This is a genomic window from Cocleimonas flava (assembly GCF_004339015.1).
GTDB lineage: Bacteria > Pseudomonadota > Gammaproteobacteria > Thiotrichales > Thiotrichaceae > Cocleimonas > Cocleimonas flava.
Genome location: NZ_SMFQ01000005.1, coordinates 474,966 through 496,420, shown reverse-complemented (window position 1 = coordinate 496,420; position 21,455 = coordinate 474,966). Strand labels below are relative to the sequence as shown.

Here is a 21,455-nt window from a genome sequence, read left to right as displayed (position 1 = left end):
GGTACTTAACTGCCTTTAATAGTATTGATTATATTGTGTGTAATTAATACTAACTTAATCTTTTTGTTAGTCTTTTTTTCGTCACTCCTACAAGATAATTTCACTCGTCTTTTCTCATGAAATTTAATGTATTCACATTAAAAAAATGACACTTTCATTTCTTTTTTACATCCTAAATCACATCTAAAAATAATATTTATTCATCAAATCATAACCATTCATTTCTTATAACGGTTATTCAAGTGGTTATTCTAACCATTGATTAATCTCACCTTGTTTTGTTTTCTAGTTGTTCCTAGGCTTATTGAGAAAGCAATTGAAAATTCTATAAAAATAATAATTGATAAAAAATAAGTTAATTTAAGGAGGTTCCATGATTCCAGAGCAGTTTGAATACTTTGCTCCATCTACCATAGATGAGGTGCTGAAGTTGATGGTGGAAAATGACGAGGCGAAAATTCTCGCTGGTGGTCATAGTCTATTACCAATGATGAAACTTCGGTTTGCCGAAGCGACACATCTAATCGATATCAACGGCGTTGAAGCACTAAAGGGGATTAGTGACAAAGGCGATCATATTCTCATAGGGGCAATGACCACTGAAAGCGAGTTGATCGTATCAGAGTTGTTGCAACAAAAATGCCCGTTGATTCCAGAGGCGGCAAAACTAATTGCAGACCCACAGGTACGAAACCGCGGCACCATTGGTGGAGATATTGCCCATGGTGATCCGGGTAATGATCATCCCAGTATCATGATGGCATTGGACGCGATCTTTGTTCTTCAAAGTCCTGATGGTGAACGCACTGTTCCTGCCAATAGTTTCTTTTTAGGAACCTATTGGACCGAACTTGGCGAGAATGAAATTCTTAAAGAAATTCAGGTTCCTGTGGCAAAACCTAATTCGGGTTATGCCTATACCAAACTAAAACGTAAGACAGGTGATTTTGCTACTGCGGCTACTGCAGTGATTTTAACTCTGGATGGGGATACTTGTTCAAGCATCAGTATCGTTATGACCAATGTCGGGCCGACGGCTCTTAAAGCTGAAGAGGCTGAGAACTTATTAGCCGGAAAAGTCATTGATGAAAGTTTAATCGAAGAGGCTGCTGAAAAAGCGATGTCAATATGTGATCCCGCTGAAGACCTGAGAGGTGATGTTGAATACAAAACTCATATGGCCGGTGAAATGACTCGACGTGCCATTCGGATAGCATTGCAAAGAGCAAAGGGGGAAATATGAAAAAGACAGCAGTTTCATTTACGTTAAATAACGAACAAGTCGATGTATTAGTTGAGCCTCGTGAATTGTTGATTCATACCTTGCGAGAAAAATTATCGTTAACAGGTAGTCATATAGGTTGCGAAACTTCTCACTGCGGTGCTTGTACTGTCGATATGGATGGAATCTCAGTTAAGTCTTGTACCATTTTAGCCGTTCAGGCTAATGGCTCAGAGCTAATGACCGTAGAAGGTTTGGCGAGCGATGATGGTTTACACGCTGTTCAAGAAGGTTTTATGCAAGAGCATGGTTTGCAGTGTGGATTTTGTACGCCGGGCATGTTGATGAGATCTTATCGATTCCTTCAAGAAAACCCTAATCCTACAGAAGAGGAAATCCGTGTTGGTTTGTCTGGCAATTTATGCCGATGTACCGGATACCAGAATATTGTTAAGTCAGTTCAATATGCCGCTGAAAAATTACAAGCAAAAGAGGAGGGCTAAACATGAGTACTTCAGCTGAAAGTATTGAAAGAGAAGAAAAACTTCAGGGAGTCGGTTGCTCACGAAAGCGTAAGGAAGACCCTCGCTTTATTCAAGGCAAAGGTAACTATGTCGACGACATTAAAATGCCTGGTATGTTATGTGCCGAAATTGTAAGAAGTCCTTATGCGCATGCACGTATTATTTCTATCGATAAAACAGAAGCGTTAGCACTACCAGGTGTTCATGCCGTACTGACAGCAGATGATTTAAAGCCGCTTGACCTTCATTGGATGCCGACACTCGCGGGAGATGTTCAGGCAGTATTGGCAGATGAAAAAGTGGTTTTTCAAATGCAGGAAGTGGCAGTTGTCATTGCAAATGATCGTTATATCGCAGCAGATGCTGTGCAGTTGGTTAAGGTTGAATATGAACCATTGCCAGCGTTAGTTGATCCGCATAAATCTATGGACTCAGATGCGCCTGTTATACGTGAAGATCTCATCGGTAAGATGGACGGTGCGCATAGTAAACGTCTACATGATAATCATATTTTCACATGGGATGTTGGTGATAAAGAAAGTACGGATCAAGCATTTGAAGATGCTGAAGTAACCGTTAAAGAAAACATGTTTTACCATCGTGTTCATCCTTGCCCATTAGAAACCTGTGGCTGTTTAGCTTCCTTTGACAAAATTGAAGGCAAACTAACAGCTTATGTAACATCTCAGGCACCTCATGTCGTTCGCACCGTAGTTTCTATGCTGTCAGGTATTCCTGAGAGTAAAGTCAGGATCATTTCTCCTGATATCGGTGGTGGCTTTGGTAATAAGGTGCCGATATATCCCGGTTATGTTACTGCAATGGTGGCATCTATCGTTTTAGGTCGTCCTGTTAAATGGGTCGAGAGTCGTATTGAAAACCTAACCACAACAGGTTTCGCCCGTGATTGGCATATGGAAGGTGAGCTTGCTGCGGATAACGAAGGAAGAATAAAAGCACTAAGAGTTAATGTGTTAGCCGATCATGGTGCCTTTGATGCTTGTGCTGATCCTTCAAAATTCCCCGCAGGCATGTTCCATATTTGTACAGGCTCGTATGATATTCCTAATGCTTACGCGAGAGTTGATGGTGTTTACACCAATAAAGCGCCAGGTGGCGTAGCCTACCGTTGTTCTTTCCGTGTGACAGAAGCGGTCTATGTGGTTGAAAGAATGGTGGATGTGCTGGCTCAAAAATTAGGAATGGATAAAGCCGAAATAAGATTGAAGAATTTTGTTAAGCCAGAACAATTCCCATATCCAACGGCTTTAGGTGCAAATCTTGATAGTGGTGATTATCACACCGCGTTAAATAAGGTTCTTGATGCTGTTGACTACAAAGAGTTAAGAAAAGAGCAGGAAGAAAAACGCGCTAATGGCGAACTAATGGGTATCGGTATTGTGACCTTTACTGAAATCGTTGGGGCTGGTCCTAGTAAGTCTTGTGACATTCTGGGTGTTGGCATGTTTGATAGTGCTGAGATTCGAGTTCATCCAACCGGCAGCGCATTGGCTCGTATGGGTACCATTACTCAAGGTCAGGCGCATCAAACCACATACGCTCAGATTATAGCTACTGAACTTGGAATTCCTTCTGAAGAAATTCAAATAGAAGAGGGTGATACAGATACAGCTCCTTATGGTTTAGGTACTTATGGTTCAAGAACTACACCAGTAGGTGCTGCAGCTACCGCAGTTGCTGCCCGAAAGATAAAGGCAAAGGCAGCAAAAATCGCCGCACATCTACTTGAAGTCAGTGATGACGATCTCGAATGGGATGTTGATCGCTTCAAAGTTAAAGGCGTTCCCGGTCAAGAGAAGACCATGAAAGATATCGCCTGGGCTGCTTACAATAACTTGCCTGAAGGTATGGAACCTGGTTTAGAAGCGGTTGATTACTATGATCCACCGGAATATACCTACCCATTTGGTGCTTATCTTTGTGTTGTAGATATTGATAAGTACACGGGAGTAACAAAAGTACGTCGGTTCTACGCTTTGGATGACTGTGGTACTCGTATTAATCCAATGGTTATCGAAGGGCAAATACACGGTGGTTTAACAGAGGGATACGCGGTTGCGATGGGTCAGGAACTGTCCTTTGATCCTGAAGGTAATATTGAAGGTAATAGCTTAATGGATTACTTCCTACCTACCGCAGTAGAGACACCTCATTGGGAGACTGATTACACCGTCACGCCTTCGCCTCATCATCCATTAGGAGCCAAAGGTGTCGCTGAATCACCTCATGTGGGTAGTATTCCGACCTTCACCGCGGCAGTAGTTGATGCATTTGCCCACTTAGATGTAACTCATATGAATATGCCTCATTCCGCATATAGAGTATGGCAAAAATGTCATGAACTAGGTCTTGATAAGGCTAAGTGATAAGTAACGCCTCGTCTAAGGCGAGGCGTTTTAAATTAAGGTTGATTAGAGAAGGTTATTAATGAAAGTTGACTTAGACAAAGTTTTTGAAATAGATGGTTCTGAAAAAAATACGTGGACCTTTTTACAGGATATTCCTGGCGTTGCTAGCTGTATGCCGGGAGCAGAAATCACCGAGCAAGTGGATGCCAATAATTATAAGGGCAAGGTAAGGGCGAAAGTAGGTCCAGCGACGATGTCTTTTGAAGGCGATATCGAAATACAAGAAATAAACGAGGAGAATAAATCCTTACACTTTATAGGCAAGGGGCAAGATACAAAGGGTACATCGGCAGCAGAAATGGACCTGACAGCTTCGGTAAGAAAAGGAGAGAGTGGAGCCACGGAATTAGTTGGTGTGGCGACAGTTACGGTCACAGGTAAAGTTGCTAACTTCGGCGGTCGTATGATGACGCAGGTGGCAGATCAAATTCTCAATCAATTTGGTAAGAACTTTGCGAATAATGTAGTCGCTATGGGGGAAGGTGAAAGTGCTGAGGAAGCCGCAAAAGTAGTCGCGGAACAGCCTAAAGAACTCAATGGTTTAGCATTTGCATGGTCGATTTTTGTTGGCTATTTAAAATCTCTTTTCGGCAAATAAGCGGAAATGGATTTAATTATTATTCTGAGTTGGCGGTAGAAGTAATTCATGAGTAAGACAAATAAAATTAATGAATTTCAGAGTCAGTTAACTGATGTCGGATACATTTGTGAGCGCAGCCTGGCGTCATCTCTGGTACTAATGAAAAGCCTGCAACGTCCTATCCTCTTAGAAGGAGAGGCGGGTGTAGGTAAAACAGAGATTAGTCGAGCTTTATCAGAAGTGTTTGATTGCAAATTGATTCGACTTCAATGCTACGAAGGTTTAGATGTTAATACTGCTGTGTATGAGTGGAATTATCAGCGCCAGATGTTAGCTGTTAAGCTATTAGAGCAGTCAGAAGAACAGATTGATAAAACCGAACAGGAAATTTTCAGTAAAAAATATTTGCTAGAAAGGCCATTATTAAAAGCAATTACCCAGCAAAAACCTCCCGTGCTGTTGATAGATGAAATCGACCGTGCAGATGAAGAGTTTGAAGCCTATTTACTGGAAGTGCTTTCAGATTTTCAAATTTCCATTCCTGAATTAGGGACTATTGAAGCTACAAGTAAACCCTATGTGATTTTGACGTCAAATGGAACACGTGAGCTAAGCGATGCGCTTAGAAGACGATGTTTGTATCACTATGTCGATTATCCGGATTTTGCAAGAGAGTTACGCATTGTCAATACTCGGGTGCCGGATATTGGTTTGCAACTATCTCGCCAAGTAGTGGGTTTTGTGCAGAATTTACGACGAATAGATCTGCAAAAAAATCCCGGTGTTGCAGAAACACTGGATTGGGCCGCGTCTTTATTGAGCTTAGATGTCAGCTCACTGGATGATGATATTGAAGCGATAAAAGATTCTTTGGTTTGTTTGTTGAAAACAAGAGAAGACAGCGAAGCGTTAGGATCTATGGAAATTGAACGTTTAGTCGCAAAAGTGATATGAGTCGAGACTTTTTAAGTGAAATAGAGCATTCATCAACTGCTGAAATTTTACAGGGAAGACTCATCGAGTTTATACAAATAGCTCGAAATAATGGATATCAGGCTGGAATTTCTGAGGTTATTGATGCTCAGGAAGTCGCGCATAGTCTTAACATTACACATCCACAATATCTGCGTTGGGGTTTGCGCAGCTTACTTTGCAGTAATCAGAATGACTGGCAACGCTTTGATGATTTGTTTGACGCATACTGGCTTCCATCTGCAAAGCAAAATTACCGGACTGAGTCAGTCGCAGGAGCACCTGTTGGTAAACGTGAATCAGTTGCCCGCGAAGCTGAGGTGAATGACGGAGAAGCCACTGATGTTGATCAAGCAGGACAGGGAGAAGGTGATGATGCCTTTGATGGTGGGGCGCTAGAAGGAGCAAGCGGTCAGGAGTCTTTATTCAATGCTGATTTTCAGTTTATTACTGATGCTAAGCAAATGAGTGAGGTAGATGATTTAGTCGAGCGTTTAGCCAAGAAAATGCGTCGACGTATTATTAGACGACAGAAAATTCAGGCAAAAGGACGAAGAATAGACATCCGTAAAACGGTACGGAAAAGTTTACGTTATGGCGGTATGCCAATGGATTTAGCGTTTAGAAATAATCGCAAGAATCAGCCTCGATTAATTATTATTATCGATGTAAGCCGTTCCATGTCGCTATACAGTTATGTGTTTTTGCGTTTCGCAAGAGGCATAGTAAGTTCTATGCGTGATGCCGATGCTTTTGCCTTTCATACACGTATGGTGCACATCACCGGAGCTTTACATCAACCTAACCTGACAAAGGTTAAGACGAAACTATCATTAATTTCTGCAGGGTGGTCTGGCGGAACAAGGATAGGAGAATGCCTGGACAGTTTCCTCAATAATTATAGGCATCGTCTTAACTCGCATACTGTGGTGATGGTCGTTAGTGATGGTTTGGATACAGGTAAACCAGAGTTCCTTGCAAATAAGCTAGCTACAATCAAAAGCCAATGTCGAAAGGTAATCTGGTTGAATCCTTTACTTGGTCGTCCAGGTTATGAGCCAAAAACAGGAAGTATGTTAGCGGCTTTACCTTTTATAGACTTATTCGCCTCAGCACATAATGTCGAGAGCTTAAGCGCTTTAGAACCAGAGCTGATGAGAATTTAATATGAAGTTATTAAAATGATAGAAACAGACTCAATATTACTAAAAGCAAGCGAACTTAAAATTAAACGACAGCCCTTTGCATTAGCGACTGTTGTTCGCTGTGAATCTCCTACCTCTGCAAAACCTGGCGCTAAAGCTTTGGTTTTTGAAAGTGGTGAAATTCAAGGCTGGATTGGTGGAGGCTGTGCGCAGCCGGCCGTAATTGCTACGGTAAAAAAATCATTGAAAGACGGGCAGGGAAGACTCATTCGAGTTAGTCCAGACAAAGGCACGTTAGTCGATGACGGTATTATAAGTTTTGGTATGAATTGTCTTAGTGGAGGCACTTTGGATATTTTTATTGACCCCGTTATTCCAAAACCAACATTGTTGATTATAGGAGCAGCACCCAGTGCGCAAGCACTCTCAATACTCGCACATCGAACAGGTTTTGAAGTCACAGCGATGTTTCCCGGTGCGAATAAAGAACTTTATCCCGATGCGATCGAGGTAATTGACGGATTGGACGCTTCTGCATTGAAATATAGTAATCCACCTTTTGTTGTTGTCGCAACTCAAGGCAAAGGAGATGAGGACGGTTTAAAGCAGGCGCTAGCAACCAACTCAGAATTCATTGGGTTTATTGCCAGTGAACGTAAAGCAAAGAAAGTAAAGGTCTCCCTTATCGAAAGCGGAAATGATAAAAACAAAGTGGATGCAATCTTATCCCCGATTGGAATTGAAATAGGGGCAATAACGCCGGAAGAAATTGCATTGTCGGTAGTCGCAGAGTTAGTCAAAGCGAATCGAGGACTTGCGGCTAGTGCTTCATCAGTAGCAGAGGTTACAGCAGAGGAAAAGGCAACAGTAGAGGAAAAGGCAACAGCAGAGGAAAAAACAGCCGAAGAAGCACCAAGCTGTTGTGGAAGTATGGGAAAAGATACCGTCTCATGAAATCTGTTTCTGCAATTTTGCTCGCTGCAGGTGAGTCTCGACGGATGGGTAAACCAAACAAATTAGAGTTGGATGCGAATGGCATCTCACTATTACGCCGAACAGCAAAAATTCTACTCGAATCTGAATTACAGGAGGTAGTCGTGGTAGTCGGTCATGAAGCCGATAAGACAAAATCACTGATATCCGGTCTGCCGCTAAAAATTGTGATGAATGATGACTATCAAAAAGGACAAATGAGTTCAGTGCATAAAGGCTTAGAGTCCTTAACTCAGGAAAGTGATGGTGTCATGATTTGTCTTTCAGATCAGCCGTTATTAGAATCATCAGACATAAACATCATTATAGAAGCATTTGAAAATCGCAGCAGTGGCTCAGTGCTTGTACCGACTTATCAAGGTCAACGAGGAAACCCGATAATTCTTGCACAAGAGCAAAGATCAGCGATCTTAAATGGTCAAAAAAACCTTGGCTGCAGACGGCTTATAGAAAAAAATCCAGAACTCGTGACATCCTTTGAGATGGATAACAATCACGTCGTTTTTGATCTGGATACCCCCGAAGATTACGCCGCTTTTCAACAAAACTCGAACCAGAAAAGCGATCAAAATAAACAGGCTAATAATAAATAATAACGCGCGATAGAGGATTAACGAAATGGCAAAAGAGATACTAGACGTATTAATAGAAATGAAAGCAAAAGGTGAACCTTATGCGGTTGCCACGGTAGTAGAAACCATAGGTTCAGTCTCCGCCAAGACAGGTTCAAAAGCAGTCATTGATCATGAAGGCGTTGTTGTGGGTGGATGGGTTGGCGGAGGTTGTGCCGAATCCACAAGCTGTGAAGCTGCTTTAGAAAGCATAAAAACCGGTCAAACAGCGGTTATTGATATTGATCTGGATGATGAAATCCTCGGTGCAGGAATGCCATGCGGCGGACACATGAGAGTTTATGTAGAACCTGTGATGTTAAAGCCTACGTTATGGATTATGGGTCATGGTCGGGTTGCCGAATGCTTATGTCATCTGGGAGATTTGGTAGGACTGAATGTTGTCGTCAATGACCCAATCGCGGATGAAGAACATTTCCCCGATGCAACCCAATTAATTACCGATGACATTATGTATGATCAATTGGCTCCTTTGCCAGATGACTATGTTGTTATAGCCACGCAGCATAAGGGTGATCACGAATCGATGACTCGGGCATTACAATCACAAGCTGAATATATCGCACTCATCGCGAGTCGCAAACGGTCTCGATTAGTGTTGGACTATATCCGTAAGGAAGGCTTCTCTGAACACGATATAGGGCGCGTAATGGCACCTTCAGGATTAGATTTAGGCGCAAAAACACCAGAGGAAATCGCCTTATGTGTCATCTCTGAGTTAGTCATGGTACGTCGTCAGGGAACGGGTATGCGTATGCGCGATAAACTGGCAATGGAATCTCAAGAGCTGGCGGTAGCAGGATAAAGGATGAGCACTAATCCTTACATCAAACAAACGTTCAACATTCAAAAGCAGAGCCAGCTTATTCGTAAGGATTTTCCGTTATTGAATTTATACTCTGGAGATAATCAACTTCACTATTTGGATAACGCCGCTACTAGCCAAAAACCACAGCAGGTAATCGATGCTATTAGTGATTGCTATCAACGAGTCAATGCACCTGTGCATAGAGGGCTGTATGCGCTGGCTGACGAATCCACTACGACTTATGAAAAATCACGAAAGAAAGTAGCGCAATTCATCGGTGCGCCACAATCAGAACAACTGATTTTTACGCTTTCCGCAACCGAATCAATAAACATGGTCGCTCAAGGGTGGTTAAAACATCATTTGAATGCTGGCGATAAAGTATGGGTGACAGGCATGGAACACCATGCCAACTTAGTACCCTGGCAAAGAGTCTGTAAAGAAACAGGGGCTGAATTGTGCTTCATCGAGCTAACAGAAGATGGCAGTCTCGATTTAGACAATGCGACAGAGTTGTACAGCGAAAAAACTCGTTTCATTGCAATGTCTCACGTGTCAAATGTACTCGGTGTGATAAACCCAGTTAAAGAAGTAACCCAACGTGCTGCTCAAGCTGGTATTCCGGTACTGATCGATGCGACTCAGTCAGTCGGGCATATCCCTGTTGATGTGGTCGAACTAGATTGTGACTTTCTCGCATTTTCCGCACATAAAATGTACGGCCCTACAGGCATAGGAGCGCTTTACGGAAAGGCAGATAAACTAGCAACAATGGAACCCATGTTGCTAGGTGGCGGTATGGTCGATGAAGTGGGTGACTATGAAAGTAGCTGGGCTTCGCTTCCATCAAAACTTGAAGCTGGGTCTCCAAACCTTGCCGGTGCAATTGGTTTTGCGAGCGCCGTGGATTATATAGAAAGTATAGGTTTACAAACCATAGAATCCATTGTTTCTGAGCTCACCGAAAAAGCACTATTTGCATTATCAAATATCAATGGAATTAAAATATACGGTCCATTAGATTCTGAGCGACGAGAAGGAATCATTTCATTCAATCTCGATGGCATTCACCCTCACGATATAGCCCAGATTGCGGGTGAGAGTAATGTCGCAATCCGTTCAGGGCATCATTGTTGTCAGCCGTTGATGAGACGTCTGGGTGAAGTTGCAACGGTGCGTGCCAGTTTCGCACCCTATAATATTGAAGAAGAAATCAATGCTTTGCTCGAAGTTATCGAGACCGCTCAAAGCATTTTCATGCCGCGTTGATGGAGGTCCTATGACTACAAATACAGTTTATAAAGAAGTATTGATGGATCATTATCGAAACCCTCGAAATTTTTCTGACGTGAGTCAATCAGAGGCGGTTCATCGCGGTAGTAACCCTCGTTGCGGTGATGATATAAAAATCGGCGTAGATTTTGATGGTGATAACATTGGTAAAATTGTCTTTCAAGGCCGAGGTTGTTCTGTTTGTATGGCGTCAGCGTCAATGATGACGGAGTCGGTGACAGGCGCTTCAAAAAATGAGGTGCTAGAACTTACCGAACAATTACGAGAGTGGTTTGATGAAAAACAAGGCGATACGCCAGCACCGCTAGAGACACTTTTTGCACTCGATGCTTTACGACAATATCCTGCACGCCGACGTTGCGTGTTACTCGCATGGGATGCACTTGAAAGTATTATTCAGGTGGAATGAGAAGTTATGGATAAGCACTTCAAAGTAGGAATAGTGATGCTGCTGGTACTATTGCAAGTTTTTATGTTTTGCAAAGTACTGATGCTTAATACAAGCGCAAGCGTATCTGTTTATACCTTCTTTGGAATACCATTGGCTTTGGCTTGTGCAGCATTGCTTATTTATAAACCACATTTAAAATACCTGGATATGACTATGTCTATGTTTGCAGCAGGTGGTTTGGGAATGTTTATTGGCTACGCGATCGATATTGATAATCTCGGCCTGAATGGTCCATTCGGCCTAATGTCGATATGTCGTTCTGCCCCTGAAGCACCTCTAAGCGTTGAGTCTTTATGGTTTATGCTTGAATCAACACCCTGGATGTATTTAGGGATGTTTGCGGGAGGAAATGCAGGAATGCTTTTATTTCTAAGACTGCGACAGGGCTGGAAGTTTAGCCAAAAACAATGCGTTGAATTTGCACTTTGCAATATAGGAATGCTGCTGGGAATGTTATCTGCGCATATACTCTCGATGACCTTAACGAAAAAGCTAGAACTGTTTTGGGGTAATGCGATCATGATATCGTTTATGCTTATAGGCATGATAATAGGTATGCTATCGCTTTTGTATTTATCAACATACGTAAAGAAAGTATTTCAGTTGGCTTATGGCAAACAACAAATAGCTTAAAACGACTTTAAAAGGTAAATGAGACGGATTGAACTAACGATGATGCAGCTGAATATAAAAAACTTACTTTTCACCGTGCTGATAGTATTAATAACAAGCTCGGCATCAGCCAAAGCAGATGAAATTCTTATTGCGGTAGCTAGTAATTTTAAAAGTCCTATCGCAGAAATTGCCAGAAAATTTGAAGAAGAAACCAATCACAAAGTCACGCTCATTTATGGCTCGACAGGAAGGCATTATGCGCAAATAAAAAATGGCGCCCCTTTTGATGCATTTTTCTCTGCCGACAGTCACCGCCCAGAATTGTTAGAAAAAGAAGGTTTAATCGTCCCCGGTAGCCGCTTCACCTATGCTTTGGGAAAAGTCGTTTTATGGAGCCCACAAGATGACCTGATAGATCAAAACGGAAGTGTATTGAGCCATGGCAGATTTAAACGTATAGCAATGGCTCATCCTAAGCTTGCCCCTTATGGCAAAGCCGCTTATGAAGTATTGTCAAACAAAGGTGTCTGGGATGCGGTAAAAACAAAAGTGGTGCGCGGTGAGAACATCGGGCAAACCTTCCAGTTCGTTAAAAGTGCCAATGCACAACTAGGTTTTGTGGCGTACTCTCAATTAAAACAAATGAATGACACCATCACAGGTACCTACTGGGATATCCCACAGTCACTGTATTCTCAAATTACACAGCAAGCTGTGATCCTAAAAAATAATCAGGCGACACGAGATTTCATCAGCATGATGAAGTCAGCATCATCGCATTCCATCATTCACCGCTTTGGCTATGGTACCGAACCATGACATTGAGTGACGCTGATTTAACCGCACTCATAATCACACTTAAACTCGCTTGCACCACTACCGCCATCTTATTACTGTTAGGTACACCGCTTGCATGGTGGCTGGCACGTACGCGCTGGCGATTTAAATTTTTAATCGAGGCGATGGTGGCACTGCCTTTAGTGTTACCGCCTACCGTACTCGGCTTTTATTTACTCATAACACTAGGGCCGCATGGTGCTATTGGTGGGTTAATGGATTGGCTGGGTATGAAACCATTAGCATTTACCTTTAGCGGTCTGGTGATTGGCTCCGTTATTTACAGCCTGCCTTTTGTGGTGCAGCCCTTGCAAGGTACTTTTGCCTCAATCGGAACTCGCTCATTAGAAGTCGCATCTACCCTCAGGGCATCACCTATCGATCGTTTTTTTACGGTTGAAATACCACTCGCACGATCTGGCTTTCTTACCGCGGCGGTACTCGGTTTTGCCCACACGGTAGGAGAGTTTGGCGTAGTCTTAATGATTGGTGGAAACATTCCCGGTCAGACTCAGGTTGTTTCAATCGCTATTTATGATCATGTCGAAGTACTCGAATACAGCCAGGCGCATTGGCTATCAGGCGGACTATTACTGGCTTCTTTTCTGATGCTAATGATAGTTTATGCGCTCAATCGACGTTTTCTGGTCGCGCAACCGTAATGAAAGTTAACTGCAAATGAGTATAGAAGCGCGTTTTCGAATTGATCGTAAGGACTTCGTTCTGGATGTTGACCTGACCTTGCCCGATAAAGGTGTGAGTGTCATTTTCGGTCCATCGGGTTGCGGTAAAACGACCTTGTTGAGATCAATCAGCGGTCTGGAACATAGCCCGGAAGGATACTTACGTGTCGGAGATTCAGTATGGCAAGACAGTCAGCAATTTGTCCCAACCCATAAACGCCCGCTTGCTTATGTGTTTCAGGAAGCCAGCTTATTTGCCCACCTCGACGTTCAAGCCAATCTTGAATATGGTATGAAGCGCGTTCCGAAAGCGGACCGCAAAGTATCCCTGGAGACCGCGGTAGAATTACTCGGCATTGGTGCATTATTAAAGCGTAAGGCAAATCAACTCTCAGGCGGAGAACGCCAGCGGGTCTCAATCGCCAGAGCCTTGGCAGTAAGCCCCCAGCTTTTACTGATGGATGAGCCACTAGCATCGCTTAATCTAGAACGTAAGCAGGAAATTATGCAATACCTTCAATCCCTGCATAATGAGCTCGATATCCCTATCATTTACGTCAGTCATTCTTTGGGTGAAGTCGCAAGGCTGGCTGATCACATGGTGCTATTGGATGACGGTCGCGTAACCGCTTCAGGCAATGTCACCGAGTTATTTTCGCGGCTTGATTTACCGATAGCGCAAAGTCATAAAGCCGCCGCTTTTATACAGGCAACGGTTGCCGAACACGATGAAGCGTTTGGATTAACCTACCTTGATTTTGCAGGGGGGCGTTTATCCGTATTGCAAAGTAATCTGGCAATCGGGAGTACGGTAAAATTAAGGATAGTGGCGCGTGATGTAAGTTTAACGCTCAAGCATCAAACCGAAACCAGCATCTTGAATATATTCCCTGTCATTGTTGACGAAATCATATCCGAAAACCATTCGCAGGTGATGGTGAAGTTAATGGCAAACGGCGTCCCCATTTTATCGAGGCTTAGTTTGAAGTCAGCAACAGTGATGGATTTAAAGCCTGGCAAACAGGTTTATGCACAAGTTAAAACGGTTGCTTTACTGTCTTGAATATATGTCTGGTTTTGCTTAATCATGAATAAATCGAATAAAGCTAACAAATAAGTTAAGCTTAAAAAACCGCCTCAAAGTAAGGGGGTGATTGTTTAGAATATAGCTTTTTCTACTTTAGTTAGAAATTGAGAGATAAAATTTTGTATACCCGGTATGTCCTCTCGATTTAAGCCTTAGAAACACCCAGTGTGGTAAAACTAAGTAAATGATCAACTGGACTTGAACTATTTAGTTAGTGGACCACGGTTTTGAAAATGAGCATCGAATAGGTAAGGCTTGTCGTTATGGCTGGAATTAGTTTCGTCGTGCAATATATCTACGACCTTATGAGCCAGTCTTTTGACTGGAACATGTACGGTTGAAATGCCTCCATTGACCCAAGCGTAGAAAGAAGGATCGCCGTATCCTATAAAATCACAGTCTATATCCAGCCGTACATGCTGCTGCATAAAAGCATTGAGAATTCCATTCGAAATTTCTACACCACCACTGATAATAGCCCCTGCATCACCACGTTCGAATATCTTGTGTGCATAGTGAGAACCCATGTCAAAAGAAGGTGTGTCAGTGAAATATAGTTCAGGTCGAATTTCCAGTCCTGCTTCAGCTAATCCCTGTTTAAATGCTTTGAGGCGGGAACGTCCTGTGGATAGTACTTCGTCAGCACCGATATACACGATACGTTTATGTCCTTTTTCTGCAAGATGCGCTACAGCCTTAATAATGGCGTCAGAGTCGGCTACACCCACTGAGGCAAACGGGACTTGCATCGGTTGTTGACGAATTAGCTGAATCACTTTCATATCTTGCAAATGCGTGGAGTTCAAATGAGAGTTTTCTGGCGTGGGAACCATAACGACAGACATGGCTTGTACTTCTCTCAGTCGTTGGATAGCTTTGTGTTCCAGTAGTGAGTCGTCATTGGTGAGATGAATGATTAAGTTATACGAATGTTCTTCACAGGTCAATGCCATTTCATTGGCGAAGAGTGCGTAAAACTCATTAACTATATTTGGCAGTAAAAGGCCAACAATTTTTGTGCTATCACCACGCATGGCAGTGGCAGCAGCACTTTTCACATAGCCAAGTTCTTCGGCTCTTTTAATGATTTTTTCACGGGTTTTATTGCTGACATTGGGGTGCTTTGATAAAGCACGAGAAACCGTCATATGGGAAATCCCCAGGTCCTGCGCAATAGATTTTATGGTTACAGATTTTGCCAAAATATAGTGTTGTCATGATGAGTCAAGGTGCAGTTATAACACAATGAACAGAGTTTCGTCTTGACATCTTTAGGCTGAAACTAATAATATGTTCACGTGAACATTTATGATAAATAATGAGTAGCCACAGATGGAATTATCAACAAATTGCAAAAAACTGATGTACGAATTGGGTTTGGCTAAGGAAAATAGTCCATTGGATGTGAGCCCATTAACAGGAGGCGTTTCCTCAGATATAGCTCGTGTCGAAGTGGATGGTCGTGTCTATTGCGCTAAATTCGCGTTATCAAAATTAAAGGTTAAAGAAGACTGGAATGCCCCCGTTCACAGGAACAAAGCGGAGTATGAATGGTTGAAGATTGCCGCTGCGATAGCACCTGAATCCACAATGAAATTATTTGGTCGCTCTGAAACCTTACATGGCTTTGCTATGGAATTTTTATCAGGGGATGACATCTATCTTTGGAAAACAGCCTTGCTTGAAGAAACATCAAATTGGGATGAATCTGCCAAAGTAGGTGAGTTGATCGGCCGCATTCATTCAGAGTCAGCTCTTAAGGGTTTTGATAAGAGTCAGTTTTATCATCGTGATGATTTTTATGCATTGCGTATTGAGCCTTATTTAGTCTTTACATCAGAGAGCCATCCAGAAGTTTCTGTGATCTTAAAACGTCTGGCAGATCAGCTCTATGAGGCTGAGAATGTATTGGTACATGGTGATGTGAGCCCAAAAAATATTCTATTTCGCGATGGCAAGGCGATCATTCTCGATGCAGAGTGCGCTACGATGGGAGACCCTGCATTTGATGTTGCCTTCGCTTTGAATCACTTATTACTCAAAGCTATTCACATTCCAACATCCACATCGCGATTGTTGGAATCAGTACTCGATTTCTGGTCTGCATATCACCCTTCCATCCATTGGGAGACCAGCGCAGATCTAGAAGAAAGAATCTGCCAGTTACTACCCGCTTTGATGCTGGCACGTGTCGATGGTAAATCGCCAGTGGAGTATCTCTCAGAACACAATAGAAAACAGGTCAGAATGATGTCCCTTGATTTGATTCAACAACCCGTACAAACATTGAAACAGTTTGTAAGCACAATAGCGCAACAACTTGAGGAAAAACAAACGTGAGTTCTATAAAAACCATAAAAAGTCGCCGAGTCTGGGACTCAAGAGGAAATCCTACAGTTGAGGTCGATATCATACTGGATTCAGGTGAAATGGGCCGAGCAATTGCACCCGCTGGAGCTTCGCGTGGAATGCGAGAAGCTATCGATTTACGAGATGGTGGCGATCACTTGCGTGGTATGGATGTTTCCAAAGCGCTAGATAATATTAATCGCATAATAGCGCCCGCGTTAATAGGTCAAAATGTGGAAGACCAGGAAGCGGTAGACAATATCATACTTTCTCTCGATGATTCAAAATTGAAGTCAACCCTAGGCGGTAATGCCACCGTGGCGACTTCACTCGCGGTATTGCACGCGGCAGCTGCAGCTGCGAAAAAACCACTGTGGCGTCATATTGCTGATCACTACGGTTGTACTCCTTCGATTCCTTTGCCAGAAATTCAAATTTTTGGTGGTGGAGCCCATGCTTCTGGCAGAGTCGATATTCAGGACTTCATGATCATGGTACCGGGGGCGGATTCATTTGACGAAGTCATGGAAGTCACCAGCGCAGTCTATTTTGCAGCAGGCGAAATCATGGAGTCACGTGGCAAACTTGCGGGTATCGCGGATGAAGGTGGCTGGTGGCCGTTGTTTGATAGTAACGAGGAAGCTTTGGAAACTTTAGTGCAAGCAATTGAAAAAGCGGGTGAAAAACCAGGCGATCGTGTGGTGATCTCACTTGATATTGCGGCCTCGGAATTCGGCACAAACGATAACTACCGACTTGCTCTAGATGAGCATCAAATGAATAGTGAAGAGCTGGTCGATATGCTCGGTGGATGGATAGATAAATACCCGATTGCATCCATTGAGGATCCGGTAGGAGAAGATGATACGGAGGCCATGCAGGAATTCACGCGTCGTTTTGGTGATCGTGTACAAATAATAGGCGATGACTATTTAGTCACTAATGCAGATTTGGTCGAACAAGCGGTTAAAGATAAAGCTTGTAACTCGGTTTTGGTAAAGGTTAATCAAGCAGGAACTGTCAGCGAATCGATACAGACTTTTCGTACTGCCCAAAAAGCAGGTTGGGGAGCTGTGGTATCTGCGCGTTCTGGTGAAACAGAAGATATTACAATCAGCCATCTGGCCATCGGTTTAGGTTCTGAACAGCTCAAAGTGGGTTCATTCAATCGCTCAGATCGTATGGCAAAATGGAATGAATGTTTACGTATTCAGGATGAATTAGGTGCAGATACCTTTGTCGGTGGCAGGCCAATGCAATCTACGTGGTGGGGTAAAAGCTAAGTTATTCTAAGGCAAGCACGCCCTTACTTTTAAGTGACTAGAAAAACTACCTAAAAGTAGGGGGGTGATTGTTATAATGATCAGAGAATTAATCTTACTCTGACAACTATTCTATTTATTGACCCATATTCCTATCAGCCTCGACGGATAATAAACAAACCCGCAACGATCAATGCCAGTGAGACCAATACATTCAGCGATAAGTGTTCTCCTAAAAATATGACGCCTAGCACAACACCAAACACCGGAATCAAATTCAATCCGGTCGCAAAAGCAGACATCCCGATTGTTTGAATCAAGTGATAGCGCAAGATATAACCTAATGCAGTAGGGAAAATACCGAGGTAAAGTAAACCTATCCACGTATCTCGTGCAAAAGAAACGACTGGCATACCGACCATTAAACCGGTAACAAACAATAAGCTGACTGAGGCTAAACCCAGTATAAAAGCGGAAAGTTGAATCGGCGGGAAACGATTTAATCGGCGGATAAGTAAGCCCGAAGTCACATAACAGGCAGCTCCGAGAATCGCAGCACCCTGTCCCAGTAAATTATCACCCAACCCCTTCACAGAACTCCAGCCCACCAGAACCAAAATGCCAGAAAATCCCAGTATCGCGCCTATCAGCTTATTACGGGAAAGCCGATCATCTTGCGTTGTAAGGTGACTACCTAACAACGCCATAAAGGGCCCGACACCCATTAACATCGAAGCCATGCCCGCATCAATTTTAGTCTCAGCCCAGGAGATCAGGAAAAAAGGGATCACCACATTTAACGCTGCTACTAACAGCACCAGACGCCATTCACGCAGAGTGTTCGGCCAGATAAAGCCTTTGTACATGGCAAAGGGAAGTAATACCATAAACGCCACCACAACCCGAATGGTAGCCAGCCACAACGGCCCCGTATCAACAACCGCAATCTTGATAACAAGAAATGAAGACGCCCACATCATGGCTAATAAAATTAATAAACCAAGGTCTGCGCTTGTGGGTTTTCGGATAGTGGCTTGCATAAAAGTACCAATGTAATGTGTGCGCAGCTGAGTGTCATCTGCTACTTCAACGAGTGTAGTTAATCACTAAAAAAAGTGCTCAAAAGTAGGGGGGTGCCATAGTAACAAGTAAACAGTGGGAATGTATTTAACCGCATACTCAAATCATCGAAAAAACAGCAAAAATCTGTCGTATTATATTTGTACAGTTTTAATAGAGTTTTTGTATGATTTTCACAAATATTTTACATATACCCTTGTATCCTAGTTAAAAAATGACGAGATGAATTAAAACGAGGATATAAAAATGAAGATATCAACAAAAGGACAATACGCTGTAAAAGCCATGATTAACTTGGCAATAAACTTCAACAACCCAGTATCGTTAGTCGAGCTTTCTAATTCTCAAGCTATTTCAGTATCCTATTTAGAACAGCTCTTCTCAGTACTCAGACGAGCAGAACTAGTGCAAGGTGTTCGTGGCCCGGGTGGCGGATATCGATTAGGCAGAGCGCCGGATCAAATCAGTGTTGCAGATATCATTACCGCGATTGAAGAGTCGGCGAATAATGCCAATCTTAAAAAGCATTTGAATGCCAGACAAGGCCAAAATATTCTAGCGAATAACCTATGGAATGGCTTTAGTGCGCAGTTGACAGACTATTTGGGTTCGATTTCGTTAGCGGATATTCTTAAAGATGAAATCGTTGTGAAAGGCCAATATCAGCTGGATGAAACGACACGTCGGATTTCAACGATGTTTCCCGTGAGTGCAAAAATGATAGCGGCGTGATAGTTGGCTTATGGCTGTTAATTAAAAAAGTGCCTATAAGTGGGGAGGTGGCTTTTCTAGGCTTACTAAGAGTCAGAAATGACACGTCAAATAATCGAATTATCCGTTTAAAAAACTAAACGGTAAGTTCGCTAAAGTCCGTCGTAGTTTCCGAAAGGAAACGTCGACGTACAGTGTTCGAACTTGGGATGATATTAACTATTAGACCTGAGAAGGTTTTCGAACTCGCTTGGCGCAAACAACGAAAACCTTAATCGATAATTTTCTACGTGGCTCGGCATATCTGAATGGGGTTTAACAACAGTGCCAGATTCAAGTATGAGTGAAAGAAATCGTAAGCACTTTATATAGGTCTAAACACGAGATAGACCAAAACACGAGACAGGCCAAAACACGAGTCAGTTCAAAATTCATTCATATAGTGATTTATAAAATCTCTATCAGGGTCGTAAGTCTTTCTTTGTTTGTCGATATTAAATGCACGTCGTCCTCTAGGATCAACCCCCACACCTGCCAAGTATTGCCAATTGCCCCAGTTATTAGCGGGATCATAATCAATTAATTGCTGCTCAAACCATGCGGCACCATAACGCCAATCTAGTCCCAGTTGATTGATAAAATAACTGGCAACGATTTGACGCCCGCGATTCGACATCCAGCCTGTATGTTTGAGCTGAAGCATAAAAGCATTGACGAAATCATTGTTAGTAGAACCATCTTTCCATTGGTCGAAGGCTTTTTGATCAAACTTAAGTTGGGGGTCTATATCTTGAATGCCTCTTTCTAAATAAAGACCAGCGCCGTATTTTTCTTGATGCCATTGATAAAACTCACGCCAAAGCAATTCAAAATATAACCAGTAAGTCGATTGATTAGCACCAAATTGATTTTCATACTCAACAACCGTTTGCATTACTTGTCTGGGTGATAAACACCCCTGTGCGAGATACGCTGACAATTTACTGGAAAAGTCCCAGCCATCTAGCCCGTTTCGTGTTTCTTTGTAATGACTCAAGTGTTGTGTTTGCTGGCAGTAGTAAGCTAATTGCTGTGTGGCAGCTTTTTCACCACCCTGGTGTTTCATCGCTGGAATAGGATGAATGAAGTCATCAATAATCGGTAAAGTATCCGATGCAATTGCATGGATCGCAGCCGGAAATTTATTCGGTTTAGACGTCGTTTTCTCTGTGATTTTTTCTACCTTAATCGCTTTCTCAATACGCTTGCGAAAGGGGGTAAAACCATCGGGCATTTCGTCCAAAGTAAAAGGTAACTCAGCTTGATTAAACAAGGTGAATGATTCATCACGATGCCAATTCAACCGACATTTGAAAGCCTCATCTAATGATTGAATGTCTCGTTTTTCATAAACACCCGTTAAAGGCGTTACCCCAAATTCTGTAATATCATGCTGATTGATGAGAGTTGTTAATACCTCAGTAGGCTTTCCCACTTTGATAATTAGCGTTTGCTGGTGCCTTTCTAACTGTTTGTCTAAATCGAGCAAACTTTCATGAATAAACTGCCAACGTGGCGAACCGAGTCGTGCTTGATCAAAGTGATTTTGCTCCAGTAAATCAGGGTCAAGAATATAAACAAACATGAGCTGATCGCATGCATCAACAAGCGAGTTAAGTGCAGGGTTATCTTCTAATCTAAGATCATTTCTAAACCAGAAAAGACCTTTAACGTTATTTTTCATAAGTAAAATAGTCGGATAGGGTTTGTGTGATTGTTTAAGTATGAAGCGCTAATGAGCTT

The 21,455-nt window shown here is 42.6% G+C and carries 21 protein-coding genes; 18 read left to right on the top strand and 3 right to left on the bottom strand.

All coding sequences use genetic code 11. From position 1 onward, the window contains the following. Positions 1-373: 373 nt before the first annotated feature. From EV695_RS18745 to modC, 15 genes are all read left to right on the top strand, one after another. The gene (locus EV695_RS18745) at positions 374-1,243 is read left to right on the top strand and encodes an FAD binding domain-containing protein (protein WP_131907538.1); all 870 of its coding nucleotides are present in this window, start codon (positions 374-376) and stop codon (positions 1,241-1,243) included. Further along, on the top strand, positions 1,240-1,725 hold the full coding sequence (locus tag EV695_RS18740; protein WP_131907537.1) for a (2Fe-2S)-binding protein: 486 nt from the start codon (positions 1,240-1,242) through the stop codon (positions 1,723-1,725). Before EV695_RS18745 ends, EV695_RS18740 begins: the two co-directional genes overlap by 4 nt. Before the next feature lie 2 nt (positions 1,726-1,727). Beyond that, complete coding sequence (locus EV695_RS18735) at positions 1,728-4,133, top strand: aerobic carbon-monoxide dehydrogenase large subunit (protein ID WP_131907536.1); 2,406 nt, start codon at positions 1,728-1,730, stop codon at positions 4,131-4,133. A 61-nt stretch (positions 4,134-4,194) separates the two neighbouring features. Next, positions 4,195-4,773: an SRPBCC family protein gene (locus EV695_RS18730; protein ID WP_131907535.1), complete on the top strand. Its 579-nt coding sequence runs from the start codon at positions 4,195-4,197 to the stop codon at positions 4,771-4,773. A gap of 48 nt (positions 4,774-4,821) precedes the next feature. Beyond that, entirely contained in the window at positions 4,822-5,709 is an 888-nt protein-coding gene (locus EV695_RS18725; protein ID WP_131907534.1) for an AAA family ATPase, read from the top strand. After that, the gene (locus EV695_RS18720) at positions 5,706-6,893 is read left to right on the top strand and encodes a vWA domain-containing protein (RefSeq protein WP_131907533.1); all 1,188 of its coding nucleotides are present in this window, start codon (positions 5,706-5,708) and stop codon (positions 6,891-6,893) included. The genes EV695_RS18725 and EV695_RS18720 overlap by 4 nt, the downstream gene beginning before the upstream one ends. Before the next feature lie 15 nt (positions 6,894-6,908). After that, the gene (locus EV695_RS18715) at positions 6,909-7,826 is read left to right on the top strand and encodes an XdhC family protein (protein WP_131907532.1); all 918 of its coding nucleotides are present in this window, start codon (positions 6,909-6,911) and stop codon (positions 7,824-7,826) included. After that, entirely contained in the window at positions 7,823-8,458 is a 636-nt protein-coding gene (locus EV695_RS18710) for a nucleotidyltransferase family protein (RefSeq protein ID WP_131907531.1), read from the top strand. Before EV695_RS18715 ends, EV695_RS18710 begins: the two co-directional genes overlap by 4 nt. Before the next feature lie 25 nt (positions 8,459-8,483). Beyond that, positions 8,484-9,302, top strand: coding sequence for an XdhC family protein (locus tag EV695_RS18705; protein WP_131907530.1), 819 nt, complete (start codon positions 8,484-8,486; stop codon positions 9,300-9,302). Between the two features lie 3 nt (positions 9,303-9,305). Then, complete coding sequence (locus tag EV695_RS18700) at positions 9,306-10,574, top strand: aminotransferase class V-fold PLP-dependent enzyme (protein WP_131907529.1); 1,269 nt, start codon at positions 9,306-9,308, stop codon at positions 10,572-10,574. 10 nt (positions 10,575-10,584) lie between these two features. After that, entirely contained in the window at positions 10,585-11,007 is a 423-nt protein-coding gene (gene sufU, locus EV695_RS18695) for a Fe-S cluster assembly sulfur transfer protein SufU (RefSeq protein WP_165874758.1), read from the top strand. A gap of 6 nt (positions 11,008-11,013) precedes the next feature. Then, positions 11,014-11,682 (top strand): hypothetical protein, encoded by a 669-nt coding sequence (locus tag EV695_RS18690; RefSeq protein WP_131907527.1) that lies wholly within the window; start codon positions 11,014-11,016, stop codon positions 11,680-11,682. Positions 11,683-11,700: 18 nt separating this feature from the next. Then, entirely contained in the window at positions 11,701-12,483 is a 783-nt protein-coding gene (gene modA / locus EV695_RS18685) for a molybdate ABC transporter substrate-binding protein (RefSeq protein WP_243651721.1), read from the top strand. Next, entirely contained in the window at positions 12,480-13,163 is a 684-nt protein-coding gene (gene modB / locus EV695_RS18680; RefSeq protein ID WP_131907526.1) for a molybdate ABC transporter permease subunit, read from the top strand. The genes modA and modB overlap by 4 nt, the downstream gene beginning before the upstream one ends. 16 nt (positions 13,164-13,179) lie before the next feature. Continuing rightward, positions 13,180-14,247 (top strand): molybdenum ABC transporter ATP-binding protein, encoded by a 1,068-nt coding sequence (gene modC, locus EV695_RS18675; RefSeq protein WP_131907525.1) that lies wholly within the window; start codon positions 13,180-13,182, stop codon positions 14,245-14,247. Between the two features lie 227 nt (positions 14,248-14,474). Here the strand turns inward: modC and EV695_RS18670 are convergent, their stop codons facing one another. After that, positions 14,475-15,473: a LacI family DNA-binding transcriptional regulator gene (locus tag EV695_RS18670; protein WP_279388068.1), complete on the bottom strand. Its 999-nt coding sequence runs from the start codon at positions 15,471-15,473 to the stop codon at positions 14,475-14,477. Between the two features lie 130 nt (positions 15,474-15,603). On the opposite strand from EV695_RS18670, the gene EV695_RS18665 reads away from it, so the two are divergent. Further along, a complete protein-coding gene (locus tag EV695_RS18665) occupies positions 15,604-16,611 on the top strand; it encodes a phosphotransferase family protein (RefSeq protein ID WP_131907524.1) in 1,008 nt (335 codons plus the stop codon). After that, a complete protein-coding gene (gene eno / locus EV695_RS18660) occupies positions 16,608-17,903 on the top strand; it encodes a phosphopyruvate hydratase (RefSeq protein WP_131907523.1) in 1,296 nt (431 codons plus the stop codon). The genes EV695_RS18665 and eno overlap by 4 nt, the downstream gene beginning before the upstream one ends. 134 nt (positions 17,904-18,037) lie before the next feature. Here eno and EV695_RS18655 read toward each other — a convergent pair whose 3' ends face one another. After that, entirely contained in the window at positions 18,038-18,922 is an 885-nt protein-coding gene (locus EV695_RS18655) for a DMT family transporter (RefSeq protein WP_131907522.1), read from the bottom strand. A 286-nt stretch (positions 18,923-19,208) separates the two neighbouring features. Here EV695_RS18655 and EV695_RS18650 point away from each other — a divergent pair, with 286 nt between their 5' ends. Continuing rightward, a complete protein-coding gene (locus tag EV695_RS18650; RefSeq protein ID WP_131907521.1) occupies positions 19,209-19,694 on the top strand; it encodes an Rrf2 family transcriptional regulator in 486 nt (161 codons plus the stop codon). Positions 19,695-20,097: 403 nt separating this feature from the next. On the opposite strand, the gene EV695_RS18645 is transcribed toward EV695_RS18650, so the two are convergent. Further along, positions 20,098-21,396, bottom strand: coding sequence for a DASH family cryptochrome (locus tag EV695_RS18645; RefSeq protein ID WP_131907520.1), 1,299 nt, complete (start codon positions 21,394-21,396; stop codon positions 20,098-20,100). Positions 21,397-21,455 lie beyond the last annotated feature (59 nt).